The organism is Azospirillum aestuarii (assembly GCF_016632405.1).
GTDB lineage: Bacteria > Pseudomonadota > Alphaproteobacteria > Azospirillales > Azospirillaceae > Azospirillum > Azospirillum aestuarii.
The window spans coordinates 112,941-137,135 of sequence record NZ_JAEPIV010000005.1 but is presented as its reverse complement, the minus strand read 5'-3'; the positions used below and the strand labels follow the sequence as shown (position 1 = coordinate 137,135).

20 protein-coding genes are annotated in these 24,195 nt (G+C 68.3%); 12 read left to right on the top strand and 8 right to left on the bottom strand.

All coding sequences use genetic code 11. The features are described from left to right. Positions 1-9 precede the first annotated feature (9 nt). Positions 10-1,323, top strand: coding sequence for an exonuclease domain-containing protein (locus JJL56_RS13065; RefSeq protein ID WP_200485346.1), 1,314 nt, complete (start codon positions 10-12; stop codon positions 1,321-1,323). A gap of 49 nt (positions 1,324-1,372) precedes the next feature. On the opposite strand, the gene JJL56_RS13060 is transcribed toward JJL56_RS13065, so the two are convergent. Beyond that, the gene (locus JJL56_RS13060; protein WP_145626027.1) at positions 1,373-1,840 is read right to left on the bottom strand and encodes a YaiI/YqxD family protein; all 468 of its coding nucleotides are present in this window, start codon (positions 1,838-1,840) and stop codon (positions 1,373-1,375) included. Between the two features lie 124 nt (positions 1,841-1,964). On the opposite strand from JJL56_RS13060, the gene ettA reads away from it, so the two are divergent. Continuing rightward, complete coding sequence (ettA, locus tag JJL56_RS13055) at positions 1,965-3,641, top strand: energy-dependent translational throttle protein EttA (RefSeq protein ID WP_149163441.1); 1,677 nt, start codon at positions 1,965-1,967, stop codon at positions 3,639-3,641. A gap of 51 nt (positions 3,642-3,692) precedes the next feature. Here the strand turns inward: ettA and JJL56_RS13050 are convergent, their stop codons facing one another. The 3 genes from JJL56_RS13050 to JJL56_RS13040 all read right to left on the bottom strand — a co-directional run bounded on the left by JJL56_RS13050 (position 3,693) and on the right by JJL56_RS13040 (position 6,859). Further along, positions 3,693-5,174: a pentapeptide repeat-containing protein gene (locus JJL56_RS13050; protein WP_200485345.1), complete on the bottom strand. Its 1,482-nt coding sequence runs from the start codon at positions 5,172-5,174 to the stop codon at positions 3,693-3,695. Positions 5,175-5,371: 197 nt separating this feature from the next. Continuing rightward, a complete protein-coding gene (locus JJL56_RS13045; protein ID WP_145626024.1) occupies positions 5,372-5,989 on the bottom strand; it encodes an MlaC/ttg2D family ABC transporter substrate-binding protein in 618 nt (205 codons plus the stop codon). Positions 5,990-6,082: 93 nt separating this feature from the next. Further along, the gene (locus JJL56_RS13040; RefSeq protein ID WP_145626023.1) at positions 6,083-6,859 is read right to left on the bottom strand and encodes an MlaA family lipoprotein; all 777 of its coding nucleotides are present in this window, start codon (positions 6,857-6,859) and stop codon (positions 6,083-6,085) included. 409 nt (positions 6,860-7,268) lie between these two features. Between JJL56_RS13040 and JJL56_RS13035 the strand changes: the two genes are divergently transcribed. The 7 genes from JJL56_RS13035 to JJL56_RS13005 all read left to right on the top strand — a co-directional run bounded on the left by JJL56_RS13035 (position 7,269) and on the right by JJL56_RS13005 (position 15,598). Continuing rightward, on the top strand, positions 7,269-8,252 hold the full coding sequence (locus JJL56_RS13035; RefSeq protein WP_200485344.1) for an ArsR/SmtB family transcription factor: 984 nt from the start codon (positions 7,269-7,271) through the stop codon (positions 8,250-8,252). Beyond that, the gene (metF, locus tag JJL56_RS13030) at positions 8,249-9,130 is read left to right on the top strand and encodes a methylenetetrahydrofolate reductase [NAD(P)H] (protein WP_145626021.1); all 882 of its coding nucleotides are present in this window, start codon (positions 8,249-8,251) and stop codon (positions 9,128-9,130) included. The genes JJL56_RS13035 and metF overlap by 4 nt, the downstream gene beginning before the upstream one ends. 53 nt (positions 9,131-9,183) lie before the next feature. Next, positions 9,184-9,657, top strand: coding sequence for a DUF29 domain-containing protein (locus tag JJL56_RS13025; RefSeq protein ID WP_145626020.1), 474 nt, complete (start codon positions 9,184-9,186; stop codon positions 9,655-9,657). A gap of 61 nt (positions 9,658-9,718) precedes the next feature. Continuing rightward, positions 9,719-13,210 carry a methionine synthase gene (gene metH / locus JJL56_RS13020; protein ID WP_200485343.1) on the top strand — a complete coding sequence of 1,164 codons (3,492 nt, stop codon included), beginning with the start codon at positions 9,719-9,721 and terminating at the stop codon, positions 13,208-13,210. Between the two features lie 142 nt (positions 13,211-13,352). Beyond that, complete coding sequence (locus JJL56_RS13015) at positions 13,353-13,847, top strand: thioesterase family protein (protein ID WP_145626018.1); 495 nt, start codon at positions 13,353-13,355, stop codon at positions 13,845-13,847. A gap of 80 nt (positions 13,848-13,927) precedes the next feature. Further along, positions 13,928-14,440: a pentapeptide repeat-containing protein gene (locus JJL56_RS13010; RefSeq protein WP_200485342.1), complete on the top strand. Its 513-nt coding sequence runs from the start codon at positions 13,928-13,930 to the stop codon at positions 14,438-14,440. 96 nt (positions 14,441-14,536) lie between these two features. Continuing rightward, positions 14,537-15,598, top strand: a complete 1,062-nt coding sequence (locus tag JJL56_RS13005) for a GGDEF domain-containing protein (protein ID WP_247891063.1) — start codon at positions 14,537-14,539, stop codon at positions 15,596-15,598. Between the two features lie 10 nt (positions 15,599-15,608). Here JJL56_RS13005 and JJL56_RS13000 read toward each other — a convergent pair whose 3' ends face one another. Together JJL56_RS13000 and JJL56_RS12995 are read right to left on the bottom strand one after the other, a co-directional pair. Beyond that, complete coding sequence (locus JJL56_RS13000; protein WP_200485341.1) at positions 15,609-16,703, bottom strand: NAD(P)H-dependent flavin oxidoreductase; 1,095 nt, start codon at positions 16,701-16,703, stop codon at positions 15,609-15,611. Positions 16,704-16,820: 117 nt separating this feature from the next. Next, entirely contained in the window at positions 16,821-18,872 is a 2,052-nt protein-coding gene (locus tag JJL56_RS12995) for a molybdopterin-dependent oxidoreductase (protein ID WP_200485340.1), read from the bottom strand. Between the two features lie 223 nt (positions 18,873-19,095). Between JJL56_RS12995 and JJL56_RS12990 the strand changes: the two genes are divergently transcribed. The 3 genes from JJL56_RS12990 (at position 19,096) to JJL56_RS12980 (ending at position 21,993) form a co-directional block, all read left to right on the top strand. After that, positions 19,096-19,851, top strand: coding sequence for a type 2 periplasmic-binding domain-containing protein (locus JJL56_RS12990; protein WP_200485339.1), 756 nt, complete (start codon positions 19,096-19,098; stop codon positions 19,849-19,851). Between the two features lie 68 nt (positions 19,852-19,919). After that, positions 19,920-21,518 carry a methyl-accepting chemotaxis protein gene (locus JJL56_RS12985; RefSeq protein ID WP_200485338.1) on the top strand — a complete coding sequence of 533 codons (1,599 nt, stop codon included), beginning with the start codon at positions 19,920-19,922 and terminating at the stop codon, positions 21,516-21,518. Between the two features lie 118 nt (positions 21,519-21,636). Next, positions 21,637-21,993 carry a zinc ribbon domain-containing protein YjdM gene (locus tag JJL56_RS12980; protein WP_145626012.1) on the top strand — a complete coding sequence of 119 codons (357 nt, stop codon included), beginning with the start codon at positions 21,637-21,639 and terminating at the stop codon, positions 21,991-21,993. A 92-nt stretch (positions 21,994-22,085) separates the two neighbouring features. Here JJL56_RS12980 and JJL56_RS12975 read toward each other — a convergent pair whose 3' ends face one another. Both JJL56_RS12975 and JJL56_RS12970 read right to left on the bottom strand, forming a co-directional pair. Further along, positions 22,086-23,384 (bottom strand): TRAP transporter large permease, encoded by a 1,299-nt coding sequence (locus tag JJL56_RS12975; RefSeq protein ID WP_145626011.1) that lies wholly within the window; start codon positions 23,382-23,384, stop codon positions 22,086-22,088. Further along, the gene (locus JJL56_RS12970) at positions 23,381-24,079 is read right to left on the bottom strand and encodes a TRAP transporter small permease (protein WP_200485337.1); all 699 of its coding nucleotides are present in this window, start codon (positions 24,077-24,079) and stop codon (positions 23,381-23,383) included. Before JJL56_RS12970 ends, JJL56_RS12975 begins: the two co-directional genes overlap by 4 nt. Positions 24,080-24,195: the final 116 nt, after the last annotated feature.

The following is a 24,195-nucleotide window of genomic DNA, read 5'->3' as shown; positions in this document are numbered from 1 at the left end:
GGCGGCCCGATGCGGGGCGGGGCGTGGCGTTCGGCGGTGCTGGGCTTTGCGGTGGCGGGCATGGCGCTCGCCTTCCTGGGGGTGGAGATCGGGCGGCTGGCCGTCGCCGACCCGGAGCGTTCCTTGCTGGATATGGGGGCGGTCGGGCTCGGCGTGCTGGCGCTGTGGATGGCCTTCGCCCGGTTGAACCGCCATTTCCGCGATCTGGGCCGGCTGCGCGAGACCCTGTCGGCCTGGCGTGGGCGCAGTGCCAATTCCCTCGCCGCCGATGCGAAGGAGGATGAGGCCGGCGACCTCGCGCGGGCGGCGGCGGAGGCGCTGCGCCATGGCCGCCACGGCGAGCATCGCCCCGGCGAACGGCTGGCTGGCGTGATCGCCGCGCTGGAGGAGCCGGTGGTGGTGCTCGACGATTTCGGGCGGATCGACACGCTGAACCCCGCGGCCTCCGCCCATCTGGGGCTGTCCGCCGGGGCCGACATCTACGACCACCTTTCGCGCCCCGAGCTGTTCCGCGCCATCGAGCGGGCGCGCGAGGACGGCCAGCTGGTTTCCGCCCTGCTGCGCCGCGCCCAGGGCGGCGAGGTGCCGGTGCGCGTCAAGGATCTGGGACTTCAATCGGGAGTCGCCCTGGTCTTCCCGGCGAAGGGAGGGGAGGCGCAGCCGCTTCTGTCCGGCGAGCGGCGGCTCCTGCGCCCGAACGCCCGTCCCGTCCATCTCGGCGACGAGGACCCGCTGCTGGCCCTGCCGATGGTCAGCCTGTGGGTCGCCACCGCCACCGGGCAGCCGGAGGAGGGGACGGTCGTCGCGGTCGGCACGGTGCGGATGGTCGGGCCGCGCGTCTTCCGCAGCCTGTCGCTGGAGCTGTTCATCGATCCCGGCGCGCCCATCCCGGCGGAGGGCAGCGCGATCCACGGCGTGACCACGGCGATGGCGGCGGGCGCGCGTCCCTTCGCCGCGGCCTGGCCGGTGATCGCCGACACCTTGCGCGGCTGCGCGGTGGTCGGCTGGGGGGTGGACACGGCGCTCGGCACGCTGGCCCGCGCCTGCCGCGACGCCGGTCTGCCGGAGCCGGAGGCGCCGCCGACGCTCGACCTCGCGCGGCTCGCCGCGGCCCTCGACCCCGCGCTGGAGGGGGCTTCCCTTAACCGGCTGGCCGCCGCCTTCGGCATCGCGACCGACCGCCGCACGGGTCCCTTCGCCCCCGCCCAGGTCGAGGCGGAACTGGCGGCGGTGCTGCTGACGCGGCTGGACCAGCGGGGAATCGCCACGCACGGGCAGGCGCGCGCCTTCGCCGCCGGTCAGGCCGGCGCGCTGCCCAAGTGAACGCTGCCCAAGTGGACGCTGCCCAAGCGAACGCTGCCGGAGTGACGCCTTAGCGCCATTTCGGCCGCCGCCCGGCCTTCAATGCCTGCACCGCCTGATCGAGCGTCTGCAGGAACTTCGACTTGTCCTGCTGGCTCATCGGCTTGTTGCCGCCGCTGACCACGCCCATGTCGCGCAGGTCCTGCATCAGCGCGCGGGTGGCGATGGCCGAGCCGATGCTGTCCTCCGTGAAGGGGCGGCCGGTCGGGCCGATCACCACGGCGCGGTTCTTGACGCAGCGGTCGGCCAACTGGATGTCGGCGGTGACCACGATGTCGGCCTCGGTCGCGTGCTCCGCGATCCAGTTGTCGGCGGCGTCGAACTCCGACCCGACGACGACCAGTTCCGACAGGCATTCGTTGGGCAGGCGGAGCGGGCCGTTGCTGACGATCCAGACCTTGATTCCGCTGCGCCCGGCCACCCGGTAAATTTCGGCCTTTACCGGGCAGGCATCGGCATCCACATAAATCTCGACCACCCGGCCTCCCTCCTTCGCCGTTTCATGCCGCGTCCTTATGCGCTAAAACCCTGGGCGAGCGAAGTGGCGCCGCCGGTGGCGTCCTGAAATTTTTCCTTTTTGTGCAGAAGGGGCGGAGCGGCGCATGGCGTCCTATCAATATGTTTATGTGATGAAGGGCCTGTCCAAGGTCTACCCCGGCGGCAAGAAGGTTCTGGACAACATCTGGCTGTCCTTCCTGCCCGGCGTGAAGATCGGCGTTCTCGGCGTCAACGGCTCCGGTAAGTCGACGCTGATGAAGATCATGGCCGGTCTGGACAAGGATTACTCGGGCGAGGCGTGGGTCGCGCAGGGTGCCAAGGTCGGCTACCTGCCGCAGGAGCCGCAGCTCGACCCGACGAAGACGGTGCAGGAGAACGTCCTGGAGGCCCTGGCCGAGACCAAGGGCCTGCTGGACCGCTTCAACGCCGTGTCGGAGGCGATGGGCGAGCCCGACGCCGACTTCGACGCGCTGCTGGCCGAGCAGGCCGAGCTTCAGGAGAAGATCGACGCCGCCGACGCCTGGGACATCGACCGCACGGTCGAGATCGCCATGGACGCGCTGCGCTGCCCGCCGGGCGACGCCGACGTGACCAAGCTGTCCGGCGGCGAGAAGCGCCGCGTGGCGCTGTGCAAGCTGCTGCTGGAAAAGCCCGACCTGCTGCTGCTCGACGAGCCGACCAACCATCTGGACGCCGAGTCCGTGGCGTGGCTCCAGAAGCACCTTGAGGACTACAAGGGCACCGTCGTCCTGGTCACCCACGACCGCTACTTCCTCGACAACGTAACGGGCTGGATTCTCGAACTCGACCGCGGCGCCGGCATCCCGTACGAGGGCAACTACTCCTCCTGGCTGGAGCAGAAGCAGAAGCGGCTGGAGCAGGAAGGCCGCGCCGAGGAGGCCCGCCAGAAGCAGCTCTCCACCGAGCTGGAATGGATCAGGCAGTCCCCGCGCGCCCGTCAGGCCAAGAGCAAGGCCCGCATCTCCGCCTACGAGACGCTGCTGGCCGAAAGCGGCAAGGAGGCGACGGGCGAGGCCCGCATCGTCATCCCGACGCCGCCGCGCCTGGGCAACGTCGTCATCGAGGCCGAGAGCATCAACAAGGGCTTCGGCGACCGTCTGCTGATCGACGGCCTGTCCTTCCGCCTGCCGCCGGGCGGCATTGTCGGCGTGATCGGCCCGAACGGCGCCGGCAAGACCACCCTGTTCCGCATGATCACCGAACAGGAGGGGCCGGACGCCGGCGCCTTCCGCGTCGGCGACACGGTGAAGCTGGGCTATGTCGACCAGAGCCGCGACACGCTGAACCCGAACAAGACGGTGTGGGAGGAGATCTCTGACGGGCTGGACGTGATCGACCTCGGCAAGAAGTCGATGCCGAGCCGCGCCTACGTCTCGTCCTTCAACTTCCGCGGTCCGGACCAGCAGAAGAAGGTCGGCCAGCTGTCCGGCGGTGAGCGCAACCGCGTCCATCTCGCCAAGATGCTGAAGTCCGGCGCCAACGTTCTGCTGCTCGACGAACCGACCAACGATCTGGACGTCGACACGCTGCGCGCGCTGGAAGAGGCGCTGGAGAGCTTCGCCGGTTGCGCCGTGGTCATCAGCCACGATCGCTGGTTCCTCGACCGCCTCGCCACCCACATCCTGGCCTTCGAGGGCGATAGCCACGTGGAGTGGTTCGAGGGCAACTTCGAGGCCTACGAGGCCGACAAGAAGCGCCGTCTGGGCGAGGATGCGGTGAACCCGCACCGCATCAAGTACAAGCCGCTGGTCCGTTCGTAAGCGGCTCCTGCGAACTCCCTCTCCCGACCAGGGAGAGGGAGCGTTCTCCGGTTACCCTTCCAGCTTCTGATGCTCCAGGAAGGCGGTCTTCAAGAGCTGCTTGAGATCGTCACCATACTGGTGGAAGCGCACGGAAACCTGCCCTTTCCCAACGCCCTTGTGCACCACGACCATCCGCGCGGTGGCCATGAGATCGTCCCGCCCGGTGATGGACAGGCGGCCCTCGATCGTCTCCCCTTCCTCGAACAGATCGTCCGGCGCGTGGAGGCAGACCCCGCCGATCGACCAGTTGCGGGAGGAGTGGGCGCCGCGGTCGGTCTGGACGATCAGACAGGGTTGGGCGTAGCGCTTCTGCGCCCGCCGTTCTTCCGGCGCTGCCGGCGGCGGTGGGGCGGTGTCCACCGCCACCGTGATCCCCGTGCCGTCGAGCTTCGCCCCGCCCAGCTTGGCGGAACGCAGCACCGCGTCCTCCATCCGTGCATCGCGCAGATCGGCGCCGGTCAGGTTGGCGCCATCGAAGTTGGCGGGCCAGGGGCGATTCCCGGACAGGCGGGCGGGGCGGGCGTCGGCGCGCGCCAGGACGGCGCGGGACAGCCCGGCGCGGCGCAGGTTGGTGCCGTTCAGGCAGGCCTCCGTCAGGTCGGCCCCGATCATCTCGGTGTAGGAGAGGTCGGCCATCTCCAGGCTGGCCTTGCGCAGCCGCACGCCCATCAGGCGGCAGCGGCGCAGCCGCGCCGCGGCGAGCACGCGGCCGGTCAGGTCGGCCCCGACCACCGACACAAGGTCGAGATCGAGATGGCGGCCCTCCGCCCCCTGACTGTTCACCCACCGCTCATGCTCGGCGACGGCCTCCAAGAAGGCGCCCGACGGCATCGGCTTGTAGGCCGGCCTGACGATGGCGTTCTTGGGAAGGGAGGCGGGCAGGTAGTTGCGGTCGAGCGTCGCCTCGTCGATGGTGGTGCCGTCGAAGGTCACGCCGTCCAGGGTGGCGCCCCAGAAATCGGCGCCAACCAGCACGGCCGCGGTCATGTCGGCGCCCGTCAGGTCGGCGTCGTTCAGGTCGGCGCCGCTGAGGTCGCAGCCCGTGAAGTTCGCGCCGGCCAGGATGGAGCGCTCCATCTTCGCCTCGGTCAGGCGGGTGACTCCGTCGCTGCGCGGCTTGTCGTCCGTTCCGCTCATCAGCGACCCGGCGCGGAAGTCGGCGCCGCGCAGGTTGGCGTCGGTCAGGATGGCCCGGTGCAGGTTGGCGCCGCGCAGATCCGCCCCGATCAGGGTCGAGGCGGTCAGGTTCGCCCCCTCCATGTCGGCGCCGAACAGGTCGGCCTGCGAAAGGTCGGCCCGGACGAGGCGGGCGCCGACCAGATTGGTCCCGGCCAGCTTCGCCCCGTTCAGATTCACCCGGTCGAGGTTGAGATTCGAAAGATCACGGAAGCTGAGGTCGGCCCGCCGCCCGCCGCGGCGCGTCAGCCACGTCTGGTGGGCGAGGATGATCGCCCTGATCTCGTCGATCTCGTTCGGAGTCCGGTCGGCCATCGGATGGGGCGCCCGTTGCTGCAACACACAAGAGAGGCTCTGGGCGCGACCATACCTCTTCCGGCGGTGTTCGTCACGGAAACGCCGTTTGGACCTTCATGAAAATACAGCGAGAAAGACGGTGGGCATGAAAAGGGCCGCCCGAAGGCGGCCCTCAAGATGGCCCGGTCGTTCCGGTTGCGCGGAGCGGCCAGGGATCAGCCGGCGCTGCCAACCTTCTGGCGGAGCGCCTGGAGCAGCCCTTCGACCCGTCCGCCATTCTGGCCGATGACGGAGGCGAACTCCTGGCGCTGGGTCACACCCATGCTGACGCCTTCGACCACCACGTCGATGATCTTGTAGGCGGTGTCGCGCTTGCGCACGCGCCAGTCCACATTCACCGGCGGGCCGCTGGGGCGGACGATCTGAGTGGAGACCATGGTGTCCGCCTCGCCTTCGACGCGGGACCCGGTGATCCGGAAGGTCTCGCCCGAATACTCGACGAAGCGGTCGGCGTAGGTGTTGACGATCAGACGCTCGAACAGCTTCTGGTATTCGTCGTGCTGGGGCGGCGTGGCGACGTTCCAGTAGCGGCCCAGCACCCAGCGGCCGATATAGGCCACGTCGAAGCCCTGATAAAGCAGCTTGCGGAAGCGCTGCACCGCCTGTTCGCGCGACAGGCTCTTGTTCGAGAAGGTGGCGACGGCCTCGTTCCCCAGCGATTGGATGAACGCGGTCGCGCCCGGATCGGCCGATTGCGCGGCGGCGGGACGGGCGGCCCAGCTGCTCACCGCGAGCAGGGCCGCGCACACGAGAAACAGGCGACGTGTCAGCATGGCAAGGCAAAAGTGGCTGCCGCGGGGGCTTTGTCAACACTCAATCGGCTAAAGGATCGAGCGCGAACGGTCACACCGCGGCAGGCCCCCTCCTTATTTCTTGGCGGGTTCGTCAAAATCGGGGAAGTCCGGCGTCGCCGGCGCGATGTCGTTGGCGATCGCGGCGCGGCGCTGCTGCGCGTAGAGGCTGCGGGCCGTCGCGTAGAAGTCCAGCGAGTTCTTGCGCAGGTCGTCGATCTCGCGCAGGAGCTGCGAACGGCGGTCCAGGCCCGCGGCGGCGGTCCGCCCGTACATCGCGTTGTCCGCCCCGGCGGCGTTGGTGCCGATGCGGAACGGGTCGGCCAGCGTATCGACGCCGTAGCCCAGCGTGTCGCGGACGTTCGACGGGCCGAGGAGCGGCAGGACGACGTACGGGCCGGGGCCGACGCCCCACACGCCCAGCGTCTGGCCGAAATCCTCCGGACGGTCACCGATTCCGGCCTCCGTCGCCACGTCGGCGAAACCGCCGATGCCGAGGATGGTGTTGGTCATGAACCGCCCGGTGGCGACCTGGGCGCCCTCGAAATCGCCCTGCAGCAGGTTGTTGGCGATGTAGAGCGGGCCGAGCAGGTTCTGGATGAAGTTGTGCACCGCCTGGCGCAGGGGGTCGGGAACGACTCCCACATAGACCTCCGTCGCCGGACGGATCAGCAGAATGTCCGCGGTCTCGTTGACGGCGAAGACGAATCGGTTGGGAATCTCCAGCGGATCGCTCACCGTGACGTCGGCCTCGCTGTTGCCGGGCGCGCTTGCGCAACCCGCCATGCCGAGGGCGACGACGGCCACGGCGGCCGAGCGAAGAAGGGAGCAGGAGAGGTTGGCCAGCTTCATCGGCGACGGCTCTTTCTGGGGACACGACTTTGGGCGGGGCATCCGATTCCGCGGCTCCATCGCGCCACGTCCGAAGGGTTCGACCCCTCACCGGGCGGCAACGGACGCTGCCGGACAGGACATCGCCCGGAAAATCCGTGCGATCCCTTTGTTCCGTGCCTAACACAGGCGCCGCCTTTTGACCAGCGCGCCACGCGAGGTCGCCATATGGATACTGCCCTATGTGGTAGGATTGCCGCGCCCTTCGCGTCCCCACCGGGCGTCCCGTCAGCCGGTGCCGCCCGATTGGAAGGGGGATCGGTGAAAACGTGTTTACGCTGCATAAAGATATCTTTATATCTGTATCCCGCATGGCGGGCCGCGGTGGCCGGCCGGCCCATCGGGGCGTTTCGGGACGGTGTCGGCGGTCATGGACGAACTGCTTGCGACATTGAAGGCGGCGGCGGAGACCACGCGGCTTCGGCTGCTGGCGCTGTGCGCTCATGGCGAGCTGACGGTGACGGAGCTGACCCAGATCCTGGGCCAGAGCCAGCCGCGCGTGTCCCGCCATCTGAAACTCCTGTGCGACGCCGGTCTTCTGGACCGCTTCCGCGAAGGCACCTTCGCCTTCTACCGGCTGACGGAACGCGGCGCGTCGGCGGAGCTGGCACGGGTGCTGGTGGACGCGATCCCGTCCGACGACCCGACCCTGACGCTGGATCTGGAGCGGCTGGAGGCGATCAAGCGCGCCCGCTCCGAGGCGGCGGCCAGCTACTTCCGCGAGAACGCTGCCCGCTGGCATGAGATCCGCTCCCTCCACGTTCCGGAACGCGAGGTGGAGGAGGCGCTGCTGCGCCTGATCCCCGCCGACGGGATCGGCGATCTGCTGGACATCGGCACCGGCACGGGCCGCATGCTGGAGGTGCTGGGCCCGCGGGCCCGGCGCGCCGTCGGGGTGGACCAGTCGCGCGAGATGCTGTCCATCGCCCGCACCAAGCTGGAGGACACGGCACTCCGTCATTGCCACGTCCGGCAGGCGGACATGTACCAGCTTCCCTTCCCATCCGGCTCCTTCGACGCGGCGGTCGTCCATCAGGTGCTGCATTTCGCGGAGGCGCCGGCCGATCTGCTGGCCGAGGCGGCGCGGGTGCTGCGGCCCGGCGGCCTGCTGCTGGTGGTCGATTTCGCTCCCCACGTCCTGGAATCCCTGCGGGCGGAGCACGCTCACCGCCGGCTGGGCTTCTCCGACGCGGAGGTCGCCGCCTGGTGCCGTCAATGCGGTCTGGATTGCGGCGCGGTGGTGCATCTGCCGGGCGAACCGCTTACCGTATCCATCTGGCCGGCGGTGCGCGCCGCGAAGGGCGCATCCCCGGTCGATCCCTCCATCCTCTCCATCAGCGGAGCCCAGTCATGACGTCCGGCATCCCGTCGGTCAGCTTCGAATTCTTCCCGCCCAAGACGGAGAAGATGGAACAGAGCCTGTGGCAGGCGATCCAGCGCCTTGCCCCGCTCGCCCCGTCCTTCGTCTCGGTGACCTACGGGGCCGGCGGCTCGACGCGCGAGCGCACGCACAACACGGTGACGCGCATCCAGAAGGAGACAGGCATCCCCGCCGCCGCGCACTTCACCTGCGTGGGTGCGACGCGCGAAGAGATCGACGCCATCGCCCGCACCTATTGGGACGCCGGCATCCGCCATCTCGTGGCCCTGCGCGGCGATCCGCCGGAGACCGAGGGCGGGGTCGGCGGGCGCTACGTTCCGCATCCCGGCGGCTATGCCTACGCCGCCGATCTGGTGGCGGGGATGAAGAAGGTCGCTGACTTCGAGATCTCCGTCGCCGCCTATCCGGAGTGCCATCCGGAGGCGCCGAGCGCGCAGTTCGACCTGGACAACCTGAAGCGCAAGGTGGACGCCGGGGCGACGCGGGCGATCACCCAGTTCTTCTTCGACAACGACGCCTATTTCCGCTTCCTCGACCGCTGCGCCGCAGCCGGCATCACCGTGCCGATCGTGCCCGGCATCCTGCCGATCACCAACTTCGCCCGCGCGGTGGAGTTCGCCGGCAAGTGCGGGGCGGCGATGCCCCAGCGCTTCGCCGAGACCTTCGAGGGGCTGGACGCCGATCCGGAAACCCGCCAGCTCGTCGCCGCGACCATGGCGGCGGAGCAGTGCCAGGCGCTCCAGGCCCAGGGCATCAAGGAGTTCCATTTCTACACCCTGAACCGCTCGGACCTGACGGTGGCCATCTGCCGGATGCTGGGCGTGAAGGCGAAGCAGCCGGCGGTGTCCTGACCGCCCCCCTGTGATAGGGTGTTGCGGATGATCGCGGTCGCGGAGGAAGGGCCATGGACAGCCGGATCGGGTACGACGACGACTTTTACGCCTGGACCCAGGAGCAGGCTCGTCTGCTGCGCGAAGCGGCGCGGGAGCGGCTGAACACGCCCATCGACTGGGACCATGTGGCGGGGGAAATCGAGGACATGGGCAAGAGCGACCGGCGTGCGATCAACAGCCATCTGGCCCGCGTCATCGAGCATCTGCTGAAACTGGAGTTTTCCCCCGCACCGGACCCGCGCGGCGGATGGCGGAGGTCGGTGCGCGAACAGCGGGCCGCCGCCGTGGATGCGCTTGCCGACAGTCCCAGTCTGAAAGGCCATGTGGACCTTAATCTCGCGTTCCGCCGTGGATGCGGTTTCGCCAGTGACGGGCTTGGACAGGATCGCGTCGATGAGCGGGATCTGCCGTCCGAATGTCCCTACGCGCTTGAACAGCTTTTCGACGAAGACTGGTGGCCGGTGAACCGCCACGGCCTCGAATGAAGCGCTGATTTCCTGAACTTTTCCGCCCGACCTTCCTTCCGAAACGGACCAGACCCTTCCCATGCCGCACATTCTCGACACTCTCCGCGACCGCGTCCTGCTCTGCGACGGCGGGTTCGGCAGCCGCATCCAGGCGCTCGACCTCGATGTGGAGAAGGACTACTGGGGGCACGAGAACTGCACCGACATCCTGCCGCTGTCGCGCCCGGACATCGTCCGGGAGATCCACCGCGGCTATTTCGAGGCCGGCGCGGACATGGTGGAGACGGACACCTTCGGCGCCTCCCCGGTGACGCTGGGCGAGTTCGGCATCTCGGAGAAGGCGTTCGAGATCAACCAGCGCGCGGTCGAACTGGCGCGCGAGGCAGTGGAGACCTTCACGGACGGGCAGCCGCGCTTCGTCATCGGCTCGGTCGGGCCGGGCACCAAGCTGCCCAGCCTGGGCCACATCCCCTATCAGGATCTTGAGGACAGCTTCTTCGTCCAGGCGGCCGGCCTGATCGCCGGCGGCGCCGACGCCATCCTGGTCGAGACCTGCCAGGACCCGCTGCAGATCAAGGCCGCCGTCAACGGCATCAAGCGAGCCCGTGCCGAGGCCGGGTCGGACACGCCGGTCTTCGTCCAGGTGACGGTGGAAACCACGGGCACGCTGCTGGTCGGCACCGACATCGCCGCGGCGGCCACCGTGATCCAGTCGTTGGACGTGCCGCTGATCGGGTTGAACTGCGCCACCGGCCCGCTGGAGATGAGCGAGCATGTGAAGTGGCTGACCCAGAACTGGCCGGGCCTCGTCTCCGTGCAGCCGAACGCCGGCCTGCCGGAACTGGTCGACGGCAAGACCCACTACCCGCTGCGCGCCGACGACTTCGCCCATTGGCTGGAGCGCTTCGTGACCGAGGACGGGGTGAATCTCGTCGGCGGCTGCTGCGGCACCAACGTTCCGCACATCGCGGCGGCCAACCAGATGCTGCGCAAGCTGGCCCCGGCCGGGTCGCACCGCCCGAACCCGAAGGGCCGCACGGTCCATTGGGTGCCCGCGGTCGCCTCGCTCTACTCCCAGGTCACGCTGCGCCAGGAGAACGCCTTCTTCGCCATCGGCGAGCGCTGCAACGCCAACGGCTCCAAGAAGTGGCGCGAGCTTCAGGAGAAGAACGATTGGGACGGCTGCGTCGAGATGGCCCGCGAGCAGGTGAAGGAAGGCTCGCACACGCTGGACGTCTGCACCGCCTTCGTCGGCCGCGACGAGGTGGCGGAGATGCAGGCCGTCGTGCAGCGTTTCGCCGGTTCGGTCACGGCACCCCTGGTCATCGACTCCACCGAATACATCGTGCTGGAGAAGGCGCTGGCGCTCTACGGCGGCAAGGCAATCATCAACTCCATCAACTTCGAGGACGGCGAGGAGCCGGCCCGCAAGCGCCTCGCGCTCGCCAAGAAGTTCGGTGCGGCGGTGATCGCGCTGACCATCGACGAGGAGGGCATGGCGAAGACGCCGGAGCGCAAGCTTGCCATCGCCAAGCGCCTCTATGACCTCGCGGTCAACGAATACGGCCTGCCGGCCCACGACCTGCTGTTCGACCCGCTGACCTTCACCATCGCCACCGGCAGCGAGGACGACCGCAAGCTGGCCATCTGGACGCTGGAGGGCATCGAGGCGATCAGCCGCGAGATGCCCGGCTGCCAGATCATCCTGGGCCTGTCCAACGTCTCCTTCGGCCTGAACGCGGTGGCGCGCCACGTCCTGAACTCGGTCTTCCTCGACCATGCGGTGAAGCGGGGAATGACCGGCGCCATCGTGCATGTCTCGAAGATCATGCCCCTGCACCAGATCCCCGAAAAGGAGGTCAAGACCGCCGAGGACCTGATCTTCGACCGCCGTTCCGAAGGGTACGACCCGCTCCAAGCCTTCATCGCCCTGTTCGAGGGCCGCAAGGCTGCGGACGCCAAGAAGAAGGCCCGCGCCGAGACGGTCGAGGAGCGGCTGAAGGAGCGCGTCGTCGATGGCGACCGCACCGGTCTGGAGGACGATCTCGCCGAGGCGATGAAGACGCATTCGCCGCTGGAGATCATCAACACCTACCTGCTGGACGGCATGAAGGTGGTGGGCGAGCTGTTCGGCGCCGGCAAGATGCAGCTTCCCTTCGTGCTCCAGTCGGCGGAAACCATGAAGGCTTCCGTCGCTTGGCTGGAGCCGCACATGGAGAAGGCGGACGGTCAGCAGAAGGGCACCATGGTGCTGGCCACCGTGAAGGGCGACGTCCACGACATCGGCAAGAACCTCGTGGACATCATCCTGACCAACAACGGCTACAAGGTCGTCAATCTGGGCATCAAGCAGCCGATCGGCGCGATCATCCAGGCGGCGAAGGAGCACAAGGCCGACGCGGTCGGCATGTCCGGCCTGCTGGTGAAGTCCACCGTCGTCATGCGCGAGAATCTGGAGGAGATGACCCGCGAGGGGCTGGAGGTTCCGGTCCTGCTCGGCGGCGCCGCGCTGACCCGCGCCTATGTGGAGACCGACTGCGTGGCTTCCTACGGCTCGGGCCGCGTGGCTTACGCCGGCGACGCCTTCGACGGGCTGACCCTGATGGATCAGGTGGTGGGCGGCAGCTTCGACCAGCAGCTCGCCATCCAGCAGGCCAAGCGGTCGGGCCGGGCGGTCAACCGCCGCCGCGTGCTGGGGCAGGCGACCAGCGCCGCCGTCGGTCCGGTGGACAAGGACGCCATCCGTGCCCGCCGCGCCCGTCTGGCCGAGGGCGTGCCGGTGCCGACCCCGCCCTTCTGGGGGGCGAAGGTCATCGAGCATGTGCCGCTGAAGACGCTGGTGACCTACCTGAACGAGCGCATGCTCTATCAGCTCCAATGGGGCTACCGGAAGGATGGCAAGTCCTTCGAGGAGTTCAAGGAATGGGCGAAGAAGGAGCTTCGCCCGGTGCTCGACCGCATCCTGCGCATCGCCGCGAAGGAGGAGATCCTGCGGCCCCAGGCGGTCTACGGCTACTGGAAGGCGGCGGCGGACGGCAACGACGTCATCCTGTTCGCCGAGGACGGAACCAGCGAGGTCGCCCGCTTCACCCTGCCGCGTCAGGCCAAGGAGGACGGCGAGTGCATCGCCGACTTCCTGCGCGACGTGAACGATCCGGAGCGCGACGTGATCGGCCTTCAGGTCGTCACCATGAGCCAGCACGCGTCGGAGGTGGCGCGGGACTGGTTCGCCGAGAACCGCTACCAGGACTATCTCTACCTGCACGGCCTGTCGGTGGAGATGACCGAGGCCATGGCGGAGTACGTCCACGCCCGCATCCGCGCCGAGCTGGGCTACGGCGCCGAGGACAGCCGCGACAAGGAGAAGCTGCTGCAGCAGGTCTACCGCGGCAGCCGCTACAGCTTCGGCTACCCGGCCTGCCCGAACCTCGCCGACCAGGAGCAGCTTCTGAAGCTCCTCGACGCCGGGCGGATCGGCGTGGAGATGTCCGACGAGCACCAACTGCACCCGGAGCAGAGCACGTCGGCCATCGTCCTGCACCACCCGCGGGCGAAGTATTTCAGCGTGTGATGCGGATTGCCTGAATCGGGGCATCGCCTCCTTTCCCTTGGTGCAAGGGGGAGGAGGCATCTTCGGGGCGGTTCCTCAACCCGTCCGGCTGAGCATCCAAGCCGGTTCCCAAAGCGCGGCGGCATCGCTTATCCTTGAGGGCATGAACCATTCGCCCACCCCGCTTTGCCTGCACCGGGAAACCGTCCGCCCGGAGTGGATCGACTACAACGGCCACATGAACGTGGCCTACTATCTGCTCGCCTTCGATCATGCGACCGACGCCGTGCTGGACCATTTCGGGATCGGCAAGGCCTATGCGGAGGGCGAGGGGCGGTCGATGTTCGCGGTGGAGGCGCACCTGACCTACGCGCGCGAGGTGACGGAGGGCGACGGGCTGACCTTCACCTCCCTGATCCTGGGGGCGGACGCCAAGCGGCTGCATCTGTTTCACGAAATGCGCCATGAGGAGGACGGCTTCCTCGCCGCGACGGCCGAATTCGTTCTGGTCCATGTGGATCTGGCGGAGCGCCGGTCGGTGCCGCTGGCTCTGGAATCCGCGGAACGGTTGACCCGCACAGCGGCTGAACACGCCGCGCTGCCCGTGCCGCCGCAGGCCGGGCGTTCGGTCGGGTTGCGGGCGCCGAAGGGGGCGTGACAGCAGGTCGCTGCCCGTTACGGCCTTTTGTTGCGCCGGACCCTTTGTTATTCGGCCTGCGCGACACTATCTGTTTGCGCATGAAGACGACAATTTTCGCCGCCTTCGCGGTACTTGCCACCTTCCTGGGCACAGCCCTGGTCCCCTCCATCGCTCTGGCCGAATGCACCGACCCGGCGCAGCCGAAGGTGAACTGGCGCCGCTGCTATTTCGACGGGCGCGATCTGTCGTCGGCGAAGTTGGCCGGGGCGATGCTGCGCGACGCCACCTTCCAGCGGGCCACGCTGAAGGACGCCGACCTGTCGGAGACCGACGGCTACCGCGCGAAATTCTTCAGCGCCACCATGCCGGGGGTGAAGCTGGACGGCGCCCGCCTGATCGAGGCTGATTTCACCCGCGCCGACCTGACCGGGGCGACCCTGAAGGAAGCGGATCTGCGCAACGCGAAGCTGGTGAACACGATCCTGCAGAAGGCCGATTTCACAGGGGCGCGGCTGGGTGGCGCGGACCTGCGGCACGCCGATCTGTCGGGCGCCACCTGGGTCGACGGCACGACGGTCTGCGCTGAGAAATCCGTAGGTCAGTGCAACTGATCGGTCGGGAAGTATATTTCTGGTCACCTGTAATATAATGACCTGATCCGAAAGTTGCTTGCTCGTCTCTTTCCCGCTGCGGTAGCTTTTTTTCCAATGAGCAATGGAAAGGCGGCGGCAATGGCGGGCGAAGAGGATTTCGAGACGGCACGGCTTCTCGCCGTCCGTGCCATGGATCGGATCAACGCCAATGGCCTGTTGCCAAATCCGGAGAACTTCACCCTCTGGTACGCTTATTTCAGCGGGCAAAATCCGGACCTGACGCGCGCCATCGAACTGGCCCAGCGCGACGGCGCCACGCTGTCGCAGAGCCATTGCGATGAAATGTACAAGCGCTTCTTCACGCTGGACGCCGAGGCCCAGGCGATCCGCGAAACGTCGGAGCGGGCGCGCGTCGCCTTGGGCCGCATCCTCGACCAGCTGGGCAGCGTCGGTTCGGAAACCGACCGCTATGGGCAGGCGCTGGCCGGCTTCCGGGGGGAACTGGATCAGCCGATGAGCCTGGCCGAGCTGCGCGCCATGGTGGCGGCCATTGCGGCGGAGACGACCGCCATCGTGGATCGCCAGACTCGCCTGCAAAGCCAGCTTCTCGAATCCAGCCAGCAATTGGCCGAGCTGCGCGTCGTTCTGGATTCCGCGCGGCGGGAGGCGATGACCGACGGGCTGACCGGAATCGCCAACCGGCGCGGCTTCGATCTGGCGCTGGCCTCCGCAGCGGAGGACGCGGCGCAGACCGGAATGCCGATGACCCTGCTGATGGTGGACATCGATCATTTCAAACGCTTCAACGACACCCACGGCCATCTCGTCGGCGATCATGTGCTGAAGCTGGTCGCCAAGGTGCTGACCGAAGGAGTGAAGGGGCGCGACACCGTCGCCCGTTACGGTGGGGAGGAGTTCAGCGTCATCCTGCCGCACACCGGCCTTCAGAACGCCGTGAAGCTGGCCGAGCAGCTTCGCGCCTCCGTGGGGTCGCGGCAGATCATCAACCGGACGCGCAACGCCAATTACGGCTCGGTCACCCTGTCGGTCGGGGCGGCCGAATACCGTCCGGGCGAGGACCTGCTGGCCCTGATGCGCCGCGCCGACGAGGCGCTCTACACCGCCAAGCGCGGCGGGCGGAACCGCGTCTGCGCGGAGGGGACGGTGGCGGGTTAGCCGCCGGCCGTCAGGAACAGCCGGTCAGGCGTCGGACCGCGGCGTCGGTTTCGTCCACCAGCCGGGCCATCAGGTCCGCCGCCATCTGCCGCCGTGCCAGACGGACCCCCTGACCGGCCCACAGGGATAGGAACTCGGCGCGCCCCTGCTGCGCCGCTGCGCTGCGCATCGGGCGGGTCAGCGTGTTCTGCAGGGGGAAGGGCAGGGCGTCGCCGTCGGCGATGTCCTCCATGACCCTGTTGACGATCCCGCGCGCCGGGCGTCCGGAGAAGGCGCGGGTCACCCGCGTCTGCGTCTCGCGGGCATCAAGGATCGCCTGCTTGTGCGCCTCGGGGATGCCGGCCTCCGCGCAGGTCAGGAAGGCGGTGCCCATCTGCACCCCGGCGGCGCCCAGCGCCAACGCCGCCGCGATGCCGCGCCCATCCATGATGCCGCCGGACGCCAACACGGGAAGGTTCACCGCGTCGACCACCTGCGGGACGAGCGCCATGGTACCGACCAGCCCGGCGGCGAAGTCCACCTCTCCCGGACCGGTGGCGAAGCTGCCGCGGTGCCCGCCGGCCTCGGCCCCCTGGGCGATCACGGCGTCCATGCCCGCCCGCTCCAGCGCGACGGCTTCCTCGACGCTGGTCGCCGTACCGATCAGGAGCATGCCCCGCGCCTTGATCGCGGCCAGCGCGTCGGCGGGCGGGATGCCGAAGGTGACGCTGAAGGCCGACGCTCCGCAGTCCAGCGCCGCGGCCAGTTGGGCGGCGAAGCCGTCGGCGCCCAATGCCGGTGTTCCGGGAGCGGGCAGGCCGAGATCGGCGTGGTAACGCGCGATGCGGGCCACCGCCGCGTCCATCCTCCCGGCGTCCGGTGCCTCGGGCGCGGGCAGGGGGGCGAACAGGTTGATTCCGAAGGGACGGGAGGTTCGGGCGCGGATCGCCCGCGCCCGCTCGGCGATCTGGTCCGGAGTCAGATAGGCTGCCCCGACGAAGCCGATGCCGCCCGCCTCGCCCACCGCGGCGACGAGGTCCGCCGTGTCGGCGCCCCCGGCCATCGGGGCCTGCACGATGGGGTGGGACAGGCCCAGGCGCTGGGTCAGTGTGGTTTGAACCGGCATCGCGCCGCCCTCCGCTTTCAATGATCCGTGGAGGGAGGCTAGGGCAGTCCGATCATCGTGAAAAATGATTTGTTCAGATGGGACGGATCATGTCCGGTGATGGGTGCCGGGGTCGGTTCACGCGGCGCGAAGCCACACCGCCGTGTCGTGGAAGGCCGCACCGCCCGCCGGCGGGATCGGCTCGGGCGAGGTCAGGGTGTTGATCCCGATCCCCTCCAGGAAGGCGCTGTTCGGCCAGATGCCTTCCACGATCACCACCCCGCGCGGCACCCCGGCGAAGGGCTTGGCGTGGACGACGACGCTGCCCAGCCCGTTGCCGAGGCGCACGGCGTCACCGTCGGCCAGGGCGAGCGCCGCCGCGTCCTCCGGATGGATCAGCACGGTGGGACGGCCTTCGCGGCGCTGGGCGGTCACCGTCTCGGTGAAGCTGGAGTTGAGGAACTGCCGCGCCGGCGCGGTGACCAGGCGGAAGGGATGCTCGGCATCGGCAGGGCGGCCCGGCGTCATGTGGTCCGGCAACTCCGGCAACTGGCCGGCGCCGTAGGGGCCGAGCGCCGCCCAGTCCGGCGCGAAGCGGAAGCGCCCGTCCGGGAAGGCGAAGCCGTTCAGGAAGTGCGAGGTCTCGAAATCCGGCTGGGCGTCGATCCAGCGCTGCTCCGTCAGGGTGGCGGCGTCGGTCAGGCCGGAGGTCTTCAGCATCGAGTCGATGATCTCCAGCGCGCTCATGGCGAAGCCCGGATGCTCGGCGCCAACGCGGCGGGCCAGCTCGGAGATCACCCAATGGTTCTCGCGCGCCTCGAACTGCGGCTCGATCACCTTGCGGCCGATCAGGATGTGCATCTGCCCGCCGCCGCGGTAGAGGTCGTCATGCTCCAGGAAGGTGGTGGCGGGGATGACGATGTCGGCGAGTTGCGCGGTGTCGGTCATGAACTGCTCGTGCACCGCCACGAACAGGTCGTCGCGCAGGAAGCCGCGGCGCACGCGGGCGCTGTCCGGGCAGATCGCCGCCGGGTTGGTGTTCTGGATCAGCATGGCGGTGACCGGCGGGCCGCTCTTGATGTCCTCCCCGGTCAGCACCGCGCCGATGCGCGACTGGTCGAAGCCGCGCACCGACGTGTCCAGCCGGTCCAGCCCCTCCGACAGGGTGCGGTCGATGCTGTAGATGCCCGACGAGCAGTAGAGCGCCCCGCCGCCCTTGTGCGCCCAGGCACCGGTGACCACCGGCAGGCAGGACACCGCGTGCATCTGCGCCGCTCCGTTGTGGCCGCGCGTCAGCCCGTAGCCCAGCCGCAGATAGCTGCGCTTGGTGGTGCCGTAGAGGCGGGCGAAGTCGACGATCTCCTCCACCGTCAGGCCGGTGATCGCCGCCGCCCATTCGGGGGTGCGGGTGGCGAGATGCGCTTCGAGCCGGTCCGCCCCGGCGGCGTAGCGGTCGAGATAGGCGCGGTCGGCCAGACCGTCGCGGAACAGCACGTGCATCACCGCGCAGGCCAGCGCGCCGTCGGTGCCGGGGCGCAGCATCAGGTGCCGGTCCGACACCTCCGCCGTGCCGGTGCGGTAGGGGTCGATGGTGACCAGCGTCGCCCCGCGGCCCTTGCGGGCGCGGCTGACGTGGGTCATCACGTTGACCTGGGTCGCCACCGGGTTGCCGCCCCAGTTCACGATCAGGTCGCTGTCGGCCATCTCGCGCGGGTCGGCGCCGCGGATGTCGCCGTGTCCAGCCAGCCAGCCCATGTTGGCCGGGGTGTCGCAGACCGTGCTGATCTGCCGGGAATAGCCCTTCGCGTGGCGCAGCCGCTGGATGGCGCCGCGCTGCACCAGCCCCATGGTGCCGGCGTAGAAGTGGGGCCAGACCGCTTCCGCGCCCAGGCGCCGCTCGGCGTCCAGGAAGGCGTCGGCGATGCGGTCCAGCGCCTCGTCCCAGCCGATTTCGGCCCACTGGCCGGACCCCTTGGGGCCGGTGCGCCGCAGGGGAGTCCTCAGCCGGTCGGGGGAGTGGACGCGCTCCGCGTAGCGGCTGACCTTCGCGCAGATGACGCCCGCCGTGTAGCTGTTGGCGGCGGCCCCGCGGACCTTGCCGATGCGGTCCGGCGCCACCCGTTCCACTTCGAGGGCACAGGTGCTGGGGCAATCGTGCGGGCAGGCGGTCGGCAGGAAGACGGAGTTCACGGAAGGACGCCTCGGCGGGGAAGAAACGACGGTCAGCTTATGTCCGGCATCCGGCTTTCCGCAACCGGTCGGGATTGTTTAAGGACTGCCATCAGATTTCAATATTGCAGCCCTATCCTAGTGGTGGCGCGTCTCGGAAAGATGTATGTTTTCAAAAAAATGCTCGCATAAGTCGGCATTCGGGCCGCCGTTGGCACGGAACGACACAGCAAGGGGAAGCCGTATGATCGCGAATGTTGCCGCAGGCGCCCGGTGGACGCTGCGGGCCTGGGTGTTCGCCAGCCTGATCGGTGCCATGGTCGGCGCCGTCGCCGGAATGACCGTTCCGGGGATCGCCGCGGCGCGGGCGGACGGCGTCAAGCTCGGCTATGTGGAGTTCCCGCCCTACACCCAGACCGACGGCGGGGCCGCGAAGGGCAGCCTGATCGAATCGTTCGACAAGGCCGCCAAGGCCGCCGGCATCGCCTACACCGCCGAATCGGCCCCGGCCCGCCGCCTCTTCTCCGGCATCGCGGAGGGCGAATTCAATATTTTCCTGGGCATCCGCACGGTCAAGGAGTTCGACGGCACCACTCTGATCAGCGCCGCACCCATCGCCCGGATCGAACTGAACGCCTATGGCCTCGGCGAAGCCCCGGCGGTGAAGGCGAAGGAGGATCTGTCGGGCAAGGCGGTCATCGCGCTGAACGGCTATTCCTACGGCGGCTGGCGCGCCTGGATGGAGGACCCGGCCAACAAGGTGCAGATGGTCGATGCGCGCACCGCCGATCAGGCGCTCCAGCTTCTCCAGGCCGGGCGGGCGCCGACGCTGCTGCAATACTCGCTGCCGATGCAGCAGGCGCTGGGAGGTAAGACGCTTCCCGACCTGAAGGCGACGCCGGTCCAGAGTCTGGACGTCTACATCGTCGTTTCGAAGAAGACCCCGGACGCCGCGGCGGTTCTGGCGAAGCTCGAAGCCGGGTTCAAGGCGACCCAGTGACGCCACGGCGGGCGTCGTCGGGCGCCGACCTCGGCAACCGGTTGTTCAGCAAGGAAAAAGGGCGGATCATGACGGTCAGCGGGGCGGCAGACGCGATGCCGGACAGCGGGAATCAAGGCGGTGGTTTGGGGCTGCGCCTGCGGGCGATGCTGCTGATCGGCGGCGTGCTGCTCGTCTATCAGGTGCTGGCCATCGCTTGGGGCGTGCACGGCTCGGCCAACCAGGCCAAGGAGACGCTGGCGGCGCGCGCCGACATGGTGGCGTCGCTGCAGGCCCGCGCGGCGGCGATCCCGCTCTACGACTTCGACACCGAACAGGTACGCGAGGTCGCCAAGGCGCCGTCCTCCGATCCCGATTTCCTCGGCGCCCAGGTGCGCGACGACAAGGCCAAGGTGGTGGCCGAGATCGGTGACACCAAGGCCACGAAGGGCTTCATCGAGGTGGTCAAGCCCATTGTCGGCGGGCAGGCCGGGCAGCGCAAGGCCATCGGCGAATTCGTCCTGCGCCTGCGCACGGACCGGGTGGAGGCGCGGGTGACCGCCGACGCGGTGACCCAGATCGCCGTCGGGGCGGTCGCCTTCCTCGCCATCATGGCGGCGCTCTACCTCGTCGTCTCGGCCATCACGCGCCCGTTGATGCAGATCACCGCGATGGTCGGCCGTCTGGCCCAGGGCGACTACGCGGTCGCCGTGCCGGCCCTGGACCGCCGCGACGAGATGGGGGCGATGGCCCGCACCATCGACATGCTCCGCCAGAACGCCCAACACCGCCGGCAGCTCGAAGCCGAGAAGCTGGCCCGGCAGGCGGAGGAGGCGCAGCGGGGCGAGCGGCTGACCCACCTTGCCGCCGCTTTCGACCGCTCGGTTCAGGCGACCGTCGGCGAGGCCTCCACCGCCGCCTCGCAGATGAAGGGAAGCGCCGGCAGCATGCTGGACAGCGCGTTGCGCGCCGACCAGTGCAACGCCTCGGTGGCCGGCGCCGCCGACGAGACCAGCCGCACCGTCCAGACCGCCAGCGCGGCGGCCGAGCAGCTCACCCAGTCGATCCGCAGCATCGCCGAGAGCGTGAAGCAGTCGGTCGCCATGTCCGCCCAGGCCATCGACCGCGCCGACGCCAGCCGCAAGACGGTGGAGGCGCTGGCCGCCGGCGCCGCCAAGATCGGCGAGATCACCAGCCTCATCACCTCCATCGCCGGGCAGACCAACCTGTTGGCCTTGAACGCAACCATCGAGGCCGCCCGCGCCGGGGAGGCCGGAAAGGGCTTTGCCGTGGTGGCGAGCGAGGTGAAGAATCTGGCCAGCCAGACCGCCAAGGCGACCGAGGAAATCGCCACCCAGATCGGCGCCATCCAGTCGGTCACCCAGGACACCGTCTCGGCCATCGGTGCCATCACCGAAACCATCGGTCAGCTCAGCCAGCGCTCGACGGAGATCGCCGCCGCGGTCCAGGAGCAGTTGACCGCGACCGGCGAGATCGCCGAGAAGGTCCGCACCGTGGCCGGCGAGGCCGACACCGTGACCCGCAGCATCGCGGTCGCCTCCGGCGCCTCGTCGGAGGTGGCGGCGGCGGCCCGCGAGTCGGTGGAGGTCGCCCAGACCCTTCAGGCGCGCTTCGTCGACCTGCGCGACGAGGTGCAGAGGTTCCTGGCCTCGATCAAGGCGGCGTAAGGGGGCGCGATGACACGCAAGTTGCCTGCGATGGGTGGAAATGCCCGCCGCGGGCATGTTGCGTTTCCGGATTTCGCTTCGCCGCACTAGGATGCCGCTCCCGAACGGCGAGGATGATATGGACGACGGTTTGAAGTGCCCGAAATGCAACTCCGAGCATGTCTATCAGGATGGCATGCTGTGGATCTGCCCCGAATGCGCGCATGAATGGAACCCGCAGGCCGAAGGCGGCGTGGGCGCGGATGCCGCGGCGGATCAGGGGGTGCGGGACGCCAACGGGAATGTCCTGAGCGACGGCGACGCGGTCACGGTCATCAAGGATCTGAAGGTCAAGGGCTCGTCCCTGGTCGTCAAGGGCGGCACCAAGGTGAAGAACATCCGTCTGGTCGACGGAGCCGACGGCCACAACATCGCCTGCAAGATCGACGGCATCGGCGCGATGAACCTGAAGTCGGAATTCGTCAAGAAGGCGTGACGGCGCCCCGGCGTCCCCGAAAAGAGAAAACCCCTCGCCGGAGCGCTCCGGCGAGGGGTTTTCTCTTAGGGGCCTTCGCCCGGGGACGGGGACTACATCATTCCCAGCGCGCGCGGCAGCCAAGTGGAGATGATCGGCACGTAGGTGATCAGCACCAGGAAGCCCAGCATCGCCAGCAGCCACGGCCAGACGGCCACGGTAAGCTCGGTGATGCCCATCTTCGTGATGCCTGACGCGACGTAGAGGTTCAGGCCCACCGGGGGGTGGCACATGCCGACCTCCATGTTCACGACCATCATAATGCCGAAATGGACCGGGTCGATGCCCAGCTTGATGGCGACCGGGAACAGGATCGGCGCCATGATCAGCACGATCGACGACGGCTCCATGAAGTTGCCGGCCATCAGCAGCAGGATGTTCGTCACCAGCAGGAAGGCGATCACGCCCAGCCCCTGGGCGACGATCCAATCGGCAATGCCCTGCGGGATGTTCTCCGACGTCAGCACGAACGAGAACAGCACGGCGTTCGTGATGATGTAGAGCAGCATCGCCGACATGCTGGCCGAGGATAGCAGCACCTTCGGCACGCCGCGCAGCGGCATGTCCTTGTAGACGAAGACCGCGATGATGAAGGCGTAGACGGCGCTCATCGCCGCGGCCTCGGTCGGCGTGAAGATGCCGGAATAGATGCCGCCGATGACGATGACGATCAGCAGGAGGCCCCAGATCGCCTCGCGGAGCGCCTTCAGCCGCTGAGCAAGGCTGGCCTTGGGCAGGCGCGGATAGCCGAACTTGCGCGCGCGGTACCAGGTGACTCCGCCCAGCACGAAGGCCAGCATCAGGCCGGGGATGACGCCCGCCATGAAGAGCTGGCCGACCGAGGCGGCGTGCGGGCTGCCGCTGGTGGCGACCGAGTACATCACCATCACGATGGACGGCGGGATCAGGATGCCCAGCGCGCCCGAGGTGGTGATGACGCCGGCGCCGAACTGCTTCGGGAAGCCCTGGGCGACCATCGCCGGAAGCACGATGGAGCCGATGGCCACCACCGTCGCCGGGCTGGAACCGGACACCGCCGCGAACAGGGCGCAGCCCATCACGCCGGCGAGGCCGAGGCCGCCGTGCCAATGGCCGACCATCGCCGTGGCGAAGTTGATCATGCGCCGTGCCACGCCGCCGTGCGTCAGGAAGTTGCCGGCCAGGATGAAGAACGGGATCGCCATGATCTCGAACTTCTCGATGCCGGTGAACAGCTTCAGCGCCACGGCCTCGATCGGCACATTGGTCATGGTGAAGAGGAAGGTCAGAACCGTCAGGCCGAGCGAGATCGAGATCGGCATGCCGGTCAGCATCAGAACCAGCAGAAGGCCGAAGATGATGGCGGCGTTCATCGGTCGTTCTCCTTCGGTCCCTTACCGGCGGTCGGGCCGGCGGCCGGGCCGTTTCCGGGCTTGCGGCCCTCGTGATGGGCGATGTCGTGCGGGTGCAGGTTGTCGTCCATCTCGTACCAGTTGACGTCCTGCGCGGCGCGCTGCGGGTCGGTGATGTCCTCCTCCAGACCCTCGACATGGCCGTGGTCGTGGTGCGGCAGTTCGCCGGTGCGCAGGAAGTTGACCATCACCTGAAGGAAGCGGAAGCACATCAGGTAGGAGCCGACCGGGATCGCCAGGTAGATGATCCACATCGGCCATTCGAGGTCCGCCGAGACCTGCTCGGTGTTCGACATGTGCCAGACGAAGGTGGAACCCATCGTGCCGACGACGCCGGTGAACGTCGCGCCGGCCAGCAGACCGAACACGATGAACTTCGACCGCAGCGGGACCGACAGCTTGTTGATGAGCACGTCCACACCCACATGGATGCCGGTGCGGACGCCATAGGCGGCGCCGAATTTCGCCATCCAGACGAACATGTAGATGCAGAGTTCCTGCGCCCAGGCCAGATTCCAATGCAGGATGTAGTCCTGGATGACGGGGATGCCGGAGGCGTAACGGTGGACGACAGCGACGAAGATGATCGTCGTCGCCGCGGCCATCAGGAAGGCGATAAGAATCTCCTCCAGATGGTCTAGGATTTTCATGGGCATGGTGGCTCCGCGCGCAGGAGGAAGCGCCCGCGTCGAATGTGCGGGCGCTTGCCGAAGGCCGTGCTTTTGTCTTGTTTTCTTGAAAGACCGGGCGGGGATGCCGCCCGGCTATCCGA